This is a genomic window from Paraburkholderia sp. BCC1886 (assembly GCF_900996245.1).
Taxonomy (GTDB): domain Bacteria; phylum Pseudomonadota; class Gammaproteobacteria; order Burkholderiales; family Burkholderiaceae; genus Paraburkholderia.
On record NZ_CAAJGK010000011.1, the window covers coordinates 191,633 to 204,643 of the forward strand.

Consider the following 13,011-nt stretch of genomic DNA (forward strand, 5'->3'; position numbering starts at 1 on the left):
TTGCGTTTCCTTGTGGTGATGACAGCTAGGTTGATAAGAAAGACAGGGGCGTCCTTCTGTTGATAAAGGCGTGCAGTAGGAATTACCTACCGTCCATCAGGCATCAGTGAGCTGGACATACTCCATCCACTTCTCACCTGAGGGCAGGCTTCGGAAGAATCTGGCAGATTCACGTTCATGCGGTTCGAGTTCGATGTGTCCCCCGCGCAAGATCGCACCAAAGAGGTAGAAGACGTCGCCCTGTACGGGTGCGCCGTGAGACTCTTCGATGCCGGCGAAGGTCTCGGTCGATGCCAGCACTTCGTCGTAGAAGAGGGTCGCGAGCCGTCCGCGCTCGGCTTGGATGTGGGTGTGTCGAATACCCGATTGCACGAGTTTCGTGGTTTCTTCAACGTCGTCTGGCAATGTCACGCCTTTGATGATGTCCAGATCGAGCATCAAATTACTAACGTCTTGCTGGAAGTCACTGCATGAATAAGTCATTGGGCCTCCTTCTGGGCATAAAGCGGAGAGCCGAAGCTCCCCGCATCCTGATTACTTCAACAGGCGGATCACGAACAGCTCGTCGCCCAGGAAGCCCACGTCGGCTTCGAGGATCTTGCCATCCAGCGTCTGGATCAACACACGGTCAACCGTCGCACTGAACGACTGCGCTTCTTCCACAGCATCCTTGATCACCTGATAGAGCACAGGCGTCTGGCTCTTCAACAGCACGGCCGGGATATCCTTCGCGAATTCGATGGACAACTGATGCGACAGGCAGTTGAGATACGTGAAGCTCACGTTCGAGACCAGGAACGTCAACTTTGGCTTCTTGCCCTCGATTTCCGCTTCGCCCAGGATCAATTCCGTCAGGGCGTTGTGCGTGTCTTCGCTTACTGTTTCGAAGATGCCGCGAATCAGCGTGCGCTGGTTCTGCACGAACGCCTTGAAGATCAACTCGCCCATCGAGTCGTTCAGATACGCGAGCAGATCTTCGATGTCGTGCGTGAAGGAATCGATGGACACTTCGGTGACGCTCATGTTCAGCGCGAGGACGCGGTTGACCATGTCCGTTGCACGCTTGTTCGCGCGATACCACAGCGCCGGCGAGACGTCGCCGAATGCATTGTTCAGCGCTTCCTTCAGTTCCAGGAATGTCTCTGCGTCGCGGAAGTTGTCCACGAAGGCCGATTCGTCCTCCAGACCCACTGCCGCTTCGGTTACCTGAGCGTAGAGGCGGAAGATTTCCGGCTTGACACCGTTCTCGGTCGAGTTGGCCCACTCGACTGCGCCCTTGAGCCAGCAACCCGCGACCGAGACATCCGCGTACCAGGCTTCACGTACACGCGTGGTGAGCTTGGCCGGGAGTTCTTCCGTGCGTTGCACGCGCTCCTGCTCGATTTCGACGACACCGCGGTTCAGATTTTTCATGATCTGATCGGTGTTGGTGAGATCGAGTGATGGGGCCATCGGTCCGAAGGCGCTGCTTGTTTTGTGACGATCGTAATCCATGATGTCCTTGCGTTGCGTGACGAACGCGTTGACCTGCCCCGAGGCCAACCGTTGATAGAAAAGCTGGTGCGTCACCGGGTTGTAAGACGGGTGGTATGGCTGGTGTTCCGATGGCGTCCACTTCAACTTAGTCGTCTGTGCGTCTTCCAGCGGCCCATCAGTGGGTTCAGCGATTGCGTTCACGGGTGTTCTCTCCTGGACTGCGTGTTGGACCGGCGAAGGGGCCTCCTGTGCTGCGGCGTAGCGGGGGGTAACCATGTTCGGCAGTTCGGCCGAGGAATAGCGATCCCCCATCGTGCGACCCTGTGGGTTCGCGGGCACTTGCTGCTGACCATTCGTGAATGGCGAATTCGCACCACCAGCGGCGTAACCCATGCGTTGCTGCTGCTGCTGGCCGCCGCCGAAGCGGGGATCACCCCCGGGATGACGCTGTTGATAGCCGTTATAGCCACCTCCACCGCCATTGCCGGCGTAACCACCCCGCTGTTGGTTGCTGTACTGCTGCTGAGGCGGATACTGGAGATAGCCGTTTTGCTGACGGAAGCGCTCGATGCGCCCAGACAGATTCTCGAAGCCGTAGATCAGGTTGTCGATCGGTTGGGATGAGTTCGGATTGATGTAGCGGCGCAGGCCCCGATAGAGCTTGAGCATGGTGGCCACCAGCATCTCGATGACTTCCGGCACCGCACCCTCGATCACGTTTTCCATCTGGCGATGCGGCTGTTCGCACACCGTCATCACGGAAAAGTCGATGATCGCCTGAACCAGATTCGTGAACTCAGGGTTGTTGAACTGGTTTTGCGCCATCAGGTTGAAGAAGAACTTACGGAGCGGGTTCGACTCGGCGGTGCGCTGAATCTCGTCTGCTGCGAGGCCCGCCACTAGCGGGACGTAGTTCCCCATCCAGTTCTCGATGGTCAGCTGCCCGACCATCGGCGGATTCTGCGGACCGAGATTCAGATACGGCCATTGCAGCTGATCGGCGCTGACGGGCAGGTTGTCCGTATTGTTGTACATCGCTTCATTCCTTGTTTGTTTGTCGGGCGCTGATGCGGCGCCCGATTATTAATGACTAATGCTTGGTCTTTTACCGCTTGCGTCGCGTATCTTCACTGTATCGATCGAGCATCGGCGCGAGGCGTGGGTCGCGTAGCACCAGGCCGGAGTGATCGAGCTTCAGGCGCTGGTTGATCCGGGAGCCGCCGGTCGGAGCGGACTTCGGCAGATTGCTGTAGCCACCCACTTCCGCGAACGAGACATGCAGGAACTGCGTCGGGTCGTTCAGGTTCGCGCGCTCTTTCAGGTTGCCCTGACGTGAGCTGCTGGACTGCGGCACGAGTACGTTCGTGATCTTCAGCGCCTTGTTGTCGCCCGAGCTGGCAATTGTGGTCACCTCGTTGTGCTGCTTGGTGATACGGAAGATCAAGCCCGTGCTGATGGTCTTGTTCATCCGGTCCACGATGTCCTTCTCGGTCAGTTCCTTTTTGGAGGCTGCCTTGAGCTTGAAATACAGCTTGAAGATTTCGGTGGTGATGTCCTTCAGCACGAAGTAGAGGATGGACAACTCTTTGTCGTACATGCTGTTGACCTTGTCCGCCGCCACGAACAGCCAGTCGGTGATCTTCTCGATGATGATCCCGAAGAACTGATACAAGTCCGTGGCCGGGATGCCGATCTCGATGAACTTCTTGAGCACGAGGCTATCGATGTATTCGTCAAGCGATCGGATGTGATCTTCCACATCGTCCGCAAGACGCCCTTCCGGCAGGTTCCCTGAGAAGAGCACGTGACCCATCAGGATGATCCAGGTACGCGTGTTGTCCATGTACTGCGGCAACGTGTTGTTCACGTACTCCGGTTTCACGCGTGTCGGGAAATGGTCGACGACATAGAAGAGACCGGCGATCATATTTCTTACCATCGTGCGCTCGTAGTCGACTCGCTTCACAGCGATTCGCAACGTCGAGGGCTCGTACAAACCACGGCCGAATCCCTTCGGCTTCACCTGTGTGCTGCTGCAGACGACCCATTGATCGGACGGGTACGTGTCTTCGTTGATTTCCTTGCCGCCCAGGATAGGGGTGCACTGGGCAAACATCTCGAAGGTTTTCATCAGCCCGTACTTACAGAACAGGTAATGCACCATGGTCGAATGCGCGCGCACCGTCGGCTTGATCTTCCGCATCTTGGCCGACTTGTGATAAATCATGGCCCACGCAACGTTCGCCTGTTCCCGATGACCGTTCACATTGAAGTTCTGCGTGACCCGCTCGAACGTCAGCACGTCGCGTAACAACCGTACGAACACGGTATCGGTGCCCACGCTAATCACACGGTCGGAGAGGACCGGCGAAATAAAGAAGCGCGAACCACTAATCGTGATCGAGCCTGCCTCCGATACGAAGGGCAGGTACATGTACCGCACAATCTCCTTGCCCTTGAAGTTGAAGAAATACTTCACCATGTAGAGGTAGGACACAGCGACATCGAACATGCGCTTGTTATTCCCCTTCTTGCGAGATGCCTCGTTGAGTTCCTCCATCGGCGTGCATCGTCGCCAGCCGGCATAGGTCAGTCCTTCCGGAAAGCCACGCGCTGCCGAACGAAACACCGAATCGATGTAGTTCAGCACTTCCGCTTCTTGAAGATGAGTGACAGCGAGACCATTTGCAATCAATGGGTTTAACTGCGCGCAATTGACATCGATGAGCCGCTCGATTTCGTGATCCACAGTTGCTACTTCCTTAGATGTTGTTCAGGTCTTTGTTTCATTTTTTGTTTGCGCTACTGGAGTTCATCTGAGCCGTCTTGTACGCGAGGTACGCCACGCCCAGTGCGCCCAGAATGGCCGGCAACTGTTTCAGCCATTCCGAGGTCTCCTTTGCTTCTTTCTTACGTTCCTGGGTGGCCTTCGCATCGAGCATGAGGCGCTCGTAGTGGGCTTTCATGCGGTCGAGTTCCATCTTTGCCCGAAAGGCTTCCTCCGCGAAGGCGGCTTGGGCACGCTCTAGCGCCTGCTGGATCCGCGTTTTCTCGACTTCCCACTCATGCTGTTCGCGCATCTGCGCCTGCTTAGCTTCAGCAAGTTCGCCCTTTGCTTTCAGGAGCGATTCTTCTTTGGCGAGGAGTTCCTGCTTGCGCTTTGTCTCTCCATCGCCACAGTGTTCCGCCTCTACGTAAGTTTTGTACAACTCCAGGATGTCGTCGGCCTCTTCCAAGGTGTAGCGATGCCAACCCACAGTCGAGGGCAGTCGCGTGTTTTCAAAGGGTTTGTTCCGGATTACCCAGACGCCATCCTCACGGGTGGCATCCGGAGTCGCAGAGATGCGATAGATGCTCCCGTTACGGTTGATAAAGCGGTCCCCGAACCGGCCCGCGTTATCAACGATCTTGATGGCCTCGTTGAAGGCTTCCCGCTCACCTCGCGCGACACTCTGGTCGAGTAAGGCCAGTGCGCGCCCCATTTCACTGAAAGGGTGCGGCCCAGCCTCGATACCGCGGAAGGTTGAGACGACGATATCGTGGTGATGGTCATAAATCTCGAACTTATGCTGGCGTAACTCCTCGTGGGTAATGGTCTCCTCTGTGCGAAACAGCATGTGCTGCTCAAGAGGGCCGAGCTGATGTTGGGTAACAATTTCCCGTAGGTCCCGAATCTGCTTCGATTCGTTTTCCCGTACCATCTTGATCCAGTTGATAAACGCCTGATGCATGGATCGGTGCACACGCCAGTCCGTGCGGATGACGAACGCCGAGCGCATCGGATCAGGGATCGAAGGAAATTCCCACTGCAACCCGTTACGTTCTATGACAGTAACGACGCATGGCAGGAAGTTGAAGTACCGGGTTCGGACCTCGAGAAGATCGTCGCGCTGGTTGGCACTCAGGTGTGCGAGGCCGAGCTGCGTGATCTCTACCCGCCCGTAATGAGCATCGGGTAGGAAGTGGTCCATCACGTTCATACGTACCGTCCATTTTCATTGCGAGCGAAATGGATCGCTTGAAAATCATGACTTTACCGAGTCAACTAATCGTCAAACCGCATCGCCTCCAAAGTTTCATCGTCAGGGATCGATCCCTTTTTACTGCTCATTACGATGATATATGTCTCAAACTGGATTGACGGTTTGTCAAGAGGCGATAAATAAAACAGATGGCATAAAAGCCCACTTGAGATACCCCGGAGGGCATCCCAAGCAGGCTTTCATCCCAGGGTACAACTCTCTCCCCACTGTCAACGCTTGGCAGAGACAGGTTTTCACCCGCTCTGCTATCGCGTCGAACCCGTCGATTAAACGGTGTGGAAGTCGACCGGCACCTTGTTGTAGGCGATGTTGCTGATGCCCGTCACGTTGATCACGCCCAGCACCGGCAGGTTCGTCACGTGCAGGTACGACGGCTGCACGGTCAGTTCCTTCGATTGCGCGCCGTTACGGATCATCGGCAGCACGACGGTCATTTCCGGCTTCCACGCCATGTTGCCGAAGTGCAGCGGATTGGGCACACCAGCGCGTTCGGCCGAGAAGTCACCGAACGACAGGACGATCTTGCCGCTCATGCGCTTGTTCAGCGTCGAGACGATCTTCACGTCGAACTGACCACCCAGCGTGCGCAGGTCGCCCGTCACCATCAGGTAACGTGCGATGTACGGATCGGTACCGATGATGACCGTCGGAACCGGAGCCACGCCACCAGCCAGTGCGTCAGCACCTGCCTTGTAGCCCGACTGCACGTACAGCGTGTACGAGATGTCGCGCAGCGCGTTCACCAGGGTAGCCTGGATGTCCGCAGCACGTTGATGCGCCGACAGCGAGTCGGTTTGCGTATCGACGGCCAGATCCTTCTCGATGTAGGCCGGCTGGATCACGAAGCGCGACACACCCATGATCTGCGGCGTGTCTTGCGGATCGTTCGGTGCGGCCAGCGTGTTCAGCGCGCTGGTCGTTTCCGCCAACAGGTCTTGCACGCGCAGCAGCTCGTCGACCGCGCTGTTCGACGTACGGATACGCGTCGTCGTGATCAGGGCTGCCAGATCGCTCGAGTCGTTTGCATCACCAACTGCCATCGGACGCGGGATCGTGATCGGAGCCAACAGCGGCACCGTGTAGATCTGGTTGTAGTAGTTGGTGTTCAACAGCTGACCGCGTTGACGGCGGTTGGTGTTCGTGCGACGTGCATCGAGGTCGTAGCCGATCACGACAGCGCCGTCGAAGAGGGCAGCCAGCGTTGCAGCGGTACCCGAGCTCGTGTCCAGCGCGCTGTCCGAGCTGTTCTTCAGCGACGTCAGCGAGACGCTCGAAGCGTTGATTTCGGTGTTACCCAATTCGAGGTTCACCGAACCGAACATCGACAGACCGATGCGCGCTTCGTAACCACCCGTGACGATCGGCGCCAAGATTGCCGAAGCCGCACCGTCGGCCTGCAGGGTGTTCGGACCAACCAGCAGCGTGTCGGTCTTGTACTGCAGGTTCATCTGACGGTAGACGTCTTGAACTGCGTAGTTGAACGTCGCCAGCGGCAGGTTCTTCGTGTTGAACTTCACGACTTCGGTCGTCGTCACGTCGTTGACCGTCTGCGTGAACTGCACGTACACAGCCGCCAACGCGAGTTGCGTGTCGATTGCATCGGTGATGTCCAGCAAGCCGGTTTCCAGCAACGCTTCCGTTTGCGAGATCGCGAGCAGCGAGAACTTCGCGCCGACCTTCAACGGTGCGGTCGTGACCGACGTGTCGTCCGACAGCAATTCAGCGTACGGCTCGACAGCCGACGAGGACACGAAGTACTTCGCGCTTTCGTCACGCACGACCGGGATGATCTTCGTCTGGTCGTTGCGCAGGATCGTCGGATCGATCACGGCTTGCACGATGTTGCGACGGTCGAAGTTCTTCGTCGGGTCGCCCGAGATCGGACGCTTCGGTTCGTTGTACGCTTCGATCAGGCGGATCGACACCGTGTAACCCACTTGGTCCGGTGTGACCACGACTGTCGGATAGAACGCTTCGCCGAATTCATCCTGGCGTGCGGCGTTCAGGTTGTACGCGACGGAATACACCACCGCGTTCTTGTTTTCCTTCTCGTCGTACGCTTCCAGCGCGGGCTTGACGCGCTCGAACATACGGTCTGCGCCGGTTTGCGGCGTGATGAACTGCATGCCTTCAACCGAGACACGGTCGTGCTTGACCGGTGCCTTCAGGTAGCCGGGAATGTCGCCCGTGATGGCGGCCATCGCGGTGGCCGCTGCCAATTGCGCGTCGGTGTACACCGGGTCGAACTTCGCACCGTGTGCGCCGTCGTGTTGACCTTCGACAGCGATGTGACGAGGTGCATGTTCCTTCACGATGCTGGCCAGTGCGCTGTGCAAATTCACAACGGACGAATCCAGATCTTGCTGCAGCATCGGGTCGATCGACTCGAGCGACCATGCGGCGCGCGATACCGAATCGGACACGAACGTGCCGCCTGCGTTGCGGCTCGTTTCTTCGCGCAGGGAGGCTACGACCTTATCCAGGATCGTCGCCGGCTGAGCCCCGATACGGCTTTTGTTTTGGAACAGGGAAGGGGTGGTCATGAGCAATCCTAACCTTAACAGTGGAAAAAGAGAGTTACTGGCGGGACCAGTGAGGCTCAAACTGTCAGCTGTTTGGCAGACAACAATCCGAGATAACGCTTAAACAGAGGCGTCGACGACACCTCGTGGCATGCGCTGTACGCATACAATACCTTTAGGATTGCTACGGTTAAGGCCGTGCGATACCCATCGGCACCGGCTTCTTCAGTGAAGAAACCAGGGTTCACCACGACGCCTACTGCTTCACGCGTGATGTCATAGATATAAAAGGGTTCTTTGTGGTGCGGGAGGCGCGACTCCGGTGAGAACAGCCGCGCGCGCAACTCTTCGTCGAAGGTAGGATTTTCCAGCAGCGGGAGAATAGTTTGCGAGAGGAACGTTTTGTTCTGACCTTGCGCGCTGTTCAACCACGCATCCAACAGATAGAGGCTCCACGTTCCGTGGGGTTCTCCCACCATTCGCCCCATCAACACCTGCGCGCTTAAAAAGCAGAGCAGGTCATTGGTGCTGGATACCGGGCGCAATTGCTCAAAGTCGAGACAGGCGGACAAAGGAAGCTTGTGGCGAGCGAGTGTCTCATGCACCCAATAAGGGATGAGCATCACCTGCTTGAGTGGACGGGCAGCGGACACGAATCTTTGCTCCAGCAATAAGGGAAGGAAGTAATAAAAAGAAAACGACGTTTTCTTCTATGTCCCGAGAAATCAAATTCTTCACACTATTTATCAAGATGAACCACAAACTGCTGCTGGTGAAGTGCATTACGCTCCTGTTCCGTGAGAGCCAGCTGCCGGGGGGTCATGAGAATTCCGCCACCTTGGTGCGCAACGTCATTGCGAATATCAAGGAAGCTCAGATCTCTATCGGTCTGGATCACGAACGCGAAGTCACCATCGCACTCAAGAAAATGGCGATCACCATGTGTGAGACGCCCCCTGATCACGAACACGATGTGGACGAAGCGCTGCAGCAACTGAAAGTTGCGTGCGGCGAGGATGAAACGCTTTTTGATTCGTTTCGCGAAGGGATCGAAAAGGAACTGACTGAAAACCGCACGAAGAAGATGGCGCTGAATCTGCGCCGCTCTTTGAACGAGTATTTCCGCGAGGAGAAGATCCAGGAGATCATCTTCAACGCGTCGAACAAGCTGCGCTTTAACCGCGGGCAGGTCATGAACATGAAACAGTTCGTGGCTGAAACCGTGGCGCTTCTCGAGCCGTATCAGGTCGACAGCGAAACGAAGGATCCGGCGATTGTCGCTTCGGTCAATCTCGCCATGGCCGAAGAGGTCAAAACGATCTTCAAGAATGTGCAGAAGGCCGAGCAGGGCGGGGGGATTCTGCGCACGGGATGGCAAGGCGTGAACCGCATGTGGCGGGGTGGCTTTCGCCGAGGTCAAGAAGTGGTGATCGGCGCGCTGCAGCACAACTTCAAAACCGGCTTCTCGCTCGGGGCCTTTATCGGCGTGGCACTTTTCAACACGCCCGAGACAGCATTCCCGGAAATCCTCACACCGAAGAAGCCGCTGCTCTATCGGGTCTCCTTCGAAGACGACCTCGAGCTGAACTTCCAGTACATGTACGAAGTGCTCATGGCCTACGACGGGCGTGAGAACGAGATTGTCGTCAAGACGAAGGAAGACTTCGAGGCGATGACCGCCGAAGAGCTCGAAGGCTATATCGACAAGATCTCGGCGTACGTGATGGAGCGCATGCGCGTCAATGGCTTCGAAGTGATCATGGAGCGCGTGAATCCGTCGAACTGGACGTACATGCATCTGTGCAATCGGATGCTCGAACTCGAATCCGACGGCTACGAAGTGTTCATGTGCATGGCGGATTACCTACCCATGTTGCCGACCACGGGCTGTCTGCAAGGTCCGGCCGGCACGGACATGCAGGACATGTACCGTCGTATCCGTAACTTCATGTCGGCTTAAAGTAATTTGAAAAACTTGTCAAGGGATTCGAATTCCAGGCCCTCGTGTAGGAAACTACACAAGTAAAACTCTTTGAATTGACGGGAAACCCCTGAGAGCTCTTCCTACCAAACGCATGGAGCAATTCATGCGCGGCCAGCGTAATGACCTGGGTACGGTAACAAAGGAAGAGATTGGGCAATCCGCAGCGAAGCTTCTCTGTGAGAAGAACGTTCAACGACTATGGCGTGACTGCCAGTACCGAGCAAGCGCTTGGGAAGTGAAGAGCACCTGACCGGCCACTGCCGAAGGTGAAGATATAGTCTGCTCCATTGGGAAAGCCAATGGCGGGTGTCATCGCACACCGGCTCCGTCTAGCGAACGGAGTGGACAACAGGAAGAAGATCGCGTTCCCGACCCCGCACCAGCTCTCGACCGACGCCAAGCAGATGATCCGCGATGGCAAGAGCGACTTCGTCAAGGAGTTGCCGGGTAAGGGCTATTACAAGGGCTGCAAGCAGATTGATCAAGAGGTTGATCTGGAGACGTATATCCACATCGAGAAATCGAACAACGAATCGTTCCTGACGATCCAGCGGGGCAAGCATCGGCTTATCGGTCAGACCAACCCGAAGGATCTCTACTGCGTGCTGCCTTTCACGAAGTACGGTTTGGCGTTTGATGTGGATCGTGCCGACACCACGCGCAAGAAGGTGGGCGGCGGTCCGATCGGCAGCAACGAAGAAACCCCGTTCTGGGAAACGATGGAAGCGTAACGCGGCTCCGGGTCGCGAACTAATCTTGTGTAACAAACGCCCGCCAGTAACACCGGGTCTGCTCAGGAACCCTGGCTCCACGAGGGTGTCCTGAGCCGTTCCTTTATGCAGTCTCCTTACCCTCCACCCCGTCGGCGCAAAAAAAATGAATACCGCCCCTACTTTTGACGTCCCTGCTTACAACGAAACCGATAACGACGCCCTGAGCACGGAGCTGTCGCACTTCGTCCTGGATCACGCTGATCATGAGCACAGCGTTCAGCTAATCGGCGAGATCGACGAATACCACACCCATGTCCTGCGGGCAGAGTCCGAGCTTCACCAGCTCCTCGTGCCGGCACTGGAGTCGGATGGCCAGACGATCGCGCGGGAAAACTTCATCGATACGCTGGGCGAGTACTGGCAGAAATTCCTGGCTTTTCTCAAGCAGCTTTGGGAGAAGATCGTCCAGTTCTGCATGCTCCACTTCACGATCCTCGGCCGCCGCCAGCTGTACGTGAAGCGCATGATCAAGCAGGTCAAGTCGCTCAGTACGAACCCCGAGGTCTACCAGCGGCTCCAAAAACAGGGCGATTTCACGATCGACGAAACCGCGGCGAAGTACTTCTGCTTCGAAGGCCACTACTGTTCGAACTTTGGTGAGCTCCAGCACGCGCTCGCCAAGACGGGGGAAGTCGTCACGTTCCTGACGGGCGACTATCCGAAGCGGGTCATCGCCTGTGGTGCGAAGATTGAAAACGCGATCCGCAGCGCCACGGTCGAAAACGCCAACGAGACGATGCAACAGCTCAAGGGCGAGCTGACTCGTATCGGCTATCACCGGATCGATGCCGGGATGCTGGGTGATGTGAGGGTGCGCTCCGGTTATACGGAGAACGAGCAGGGCGAAGATGCGAAGCTGACCGGACGGCAGGTGGTCTTCACACAGGGCGACGCAAAAATCACGGGTGCCAGTTTCAAGCCCATGACGATCGAAGAGCTTGCCCGCATCTTCACGTCGATGGATCTGATGCTTGCCCAGATCGATACCTTCAAGGGCGGACTGTACAAGGAAGTCGTCCAGCACTCCAGCTCGATGATTTCGGCCACGGACAAGTTCGTGAACATCGTCACGTCCTATCTGAAGTCGAACAAGTCGGAAGATGGGCAGCCCGGCAACGCCACGACGTACCGCGAGATCATGGGCCTGAACCGTCAGTATTTGAGTTGGGTGAAGGTGCCCCTAACCGATCTCATCACCAATCTCACCGCTATCTGTCACGGCGTGAGCACGGGGATGGAAAAGAACATTCAGATGTACGCCCCCGAGCCCGCACAAAACCTCTTCACGGTCATCGGCATTGTCTGACGCCTTCAGAACAAAGGAATGAAAATGTCTCGTTCATTACTGGGCTTCGCCCTCTCTTCCATTGCGCTGGAGGAGGTCATCAATGGTCGTCAGGCCAGCACGCACTTCACCGATGATTCGGTTCTGGCCGGCTCAGGCGGTGCCTGTGTTTTTGTCTTCTCGCAGATGTGCAAGCTTCGGTGCGGCGTCTTCCTCCGTGAACACAAGGACGGTATCCAGCAGGCGCGGGAAAGCAACAATCCCGGTCTCGTGAAGGAAATCGGACAGGTGATCAAGACGCCTGCCGACACCTACCTGATGCTCTTCAGCAACGAGCTTCGCTCACGCCTGGATGCGGCCGAATTTGAAGCTGTCTATCAGCACGAGTGCGGACACATCTACCATCGCCACCTCGAGCAACGCCAGCAAGGTACGTACGACGAGTTCATTTCGCGCGAGCTGGAGGCGGATGCACATGCCGTCAAGACGGTGGACCCGGGCGTGATGATGTCGGGGCTGGAAAAGGCGCTCACATTCGGCACGGAGCAGCAGGTGTTGTGGTCCCAGGGCACGTCGAACTCTTTCATCCGCAAGCTCTTCGATAGTGACATTATCGACGCGCTCACGTTCAAGACCGTTTATGCGATGAACAAGGCGGCGCACATCCGTCGGTTCAAGACGCTTGAAGCCTTGAAGAAGCAAAAAAATAAGGAATAGCGCAGTGCGGGGATATCCCCCCGCGCCGCGATGTCATTCCTTATCGTCACTCTCTTCCTTCCTTTTTTCTGCCGGCTCTGCATGGTCGCCCGTTTCCGGGTTTTGCACGATGTAGTCCGGTCTGAAACCCAACGACTTTTGATACTGGAACCACCTTTCAAGTAGTAACGCTTTGAGGGACATGATCCGACTCCGGTGAGGTTCATCAACT

The 13,011-nt window shown here is 56.5% G+C and carries 11 protein-coding genes; 4 read left to right on the forward strand and 7 right to left on the reverse strand.

All coding sequences use genetic code 11. The features are described from left to right. Positions 1-96 precede the first annotated feature (96 nt). The 6 genes from FQ746_RS01045 to FQ746_RS01070 all read right to left on the reverse strand — a co-directional run bounded on the left by FQ746_RS01045 (position 97) and on the right by FQ746_RS01070 (position 8,694). Positions 97-483: a hypothetical protein gene (locus FQ746_RS01045; protein ID WP_144106754.1), complete on the reverse strand. Its 387-nt coding sequence runs from the start codon at positions 481-483 to the stop codon at positions 97-99. Positions 484-534: 51 nt separating this feature from the next. Continuing rightward, positions 535-2,511, reverse strand: a complete 1,977-nt coding sequence (locus FQ746_RS01050) for a hypothetical protein (RefSeq protein WP_144106755.1) — start codon at positions 2,509-2,511, stop codon at positions 535-537. A gap of 70 nt (positions 2,512-2,581) precedes the next feature. Continuing rightward, a complete protein-coding gene (locus tag FQ746_RS01055; RefSeq protein WP_144106756.1) occupies positions 2,582-4,225 on the reverse strand; it encodes a hypothetical protein in 1,644 nt (547 codons plus the stop codon). A gap of 37 nt (positions 4,226-4,262) precedes the next feature. After that, positions 4,263-5,456 carry a hypothetical protein gene (locus tag FQ746_RS01060; protein ID WP_144106757.1) on the reverse strand — a complete coding sequence of 398 codons (1,194 nt, stop codon included), beginning with the start codon at positions 5,454-5,456 and terminating at the stop codon, positions 4,263-4,265. A 329-nt stretch (positions 5,457-5,785) separates the two neighbouring features. After that, positions 5,786-8,062 (reverse strand): hypothetical protein, encoded by a 2,277-nt coding sequence (locus FQ746_RS01065; protein WP_144106758.1) that lies wholly within the window; start codon positions 8,060-8,062, stop codon positions 5,786-5,788. A gap of 56 nt (positions 8,063-8,118) precedes the next feature. After that, on the reverse strand, positions 8,119-8,694 hold the full coding sequence (locus FQ746_RS01070; RefSeq protein WP_144106759.1) for a hypothetical protein: 576 nt from the start codon (positions 8,692-8,694) through the stop codon (positions 8,119-8,121). Between FQ746_RS01070 and FQ746_RS01075 the strand changes: the two genes are divergently transcribed. The 4 genes from FQ746_RS01075 to FQ746_RS01090 all read left to right on the forward strand — a co-directional run bounded on the left by FQ746_RS01075 (position 8,676) and on the right by FQ746_RS01090 (position 12,800). Continuing rightward, positions 8,676-10,001 (forward strand): DnaB family ATPase, encoded by a 1,326-nt coding sequence (locus tag FQ746_RS01075; RefSeq protein ID WP_144106760.1) that lies wholly within the window; start codon positions 8,676-8,678, stop codon positions 9,999-10,001. The two genes, FQ746_RS01070 and FQ746_RS01075, sit on opposite strands and share 19 nt — an antisense overlap. Before the next feature lie 323 nt (positions 10,002-10,324). Then, positions 10,325-10,756 carry a DnaB family ATPase gene (locus FQ746_RS01080; RefSeq protein ID WP_144106761.1) on the forward strand — a complete coding sequence of 144 codons (432 nt, stop codon included), beginning with the start codon at positions 10,325-10,327 and terminating at the stop codon, positions 10,754-10,756. A 145-nt stretch (positions 10,757-10,901) separates the two neighbouring features. After that, positions 10,902-12,104 (forward strand): hypothetical protein, encoded by a 1,203-nt coding sequence (locus FQ746_RS01085; RefSeq protein ID WP_144106762.1) that lies wholly within the window; start codon positions 10,902-10,904, stop codon positions 12,102-12,104. 24 nt (positions 12,105-12,128) lie between these two features. Then, complete coding sequence (locus tag FQ746_RS01090) at positions 12,129-12,800, forward strand: hypothetical protein (RefSeq protein ID WP_144106763.1); 672 nt, start codon at positions 12,129-12,131, stop codon at positions 12,798-12,800. A 33-nt stretch (positions 12,801-12,833) separates the two neighbouring features. On the opposite strand, the gene FQ746_RS34615 is transcribed toward FQ746_RS01090, so the two are convergent. Beyond that, on the reverse strand, positions 12,834-12,983 hold the full coding sequence (locus FQ746_RS34615; protein ID WP_186310591.1) for a hypothetical protein: 150 nt from the start codon (positions 12,981-12,983) through the stop codon (positions 12,834-12,836). Positions 12,984-13,011 lie beyond the last annotated feature (28 nt).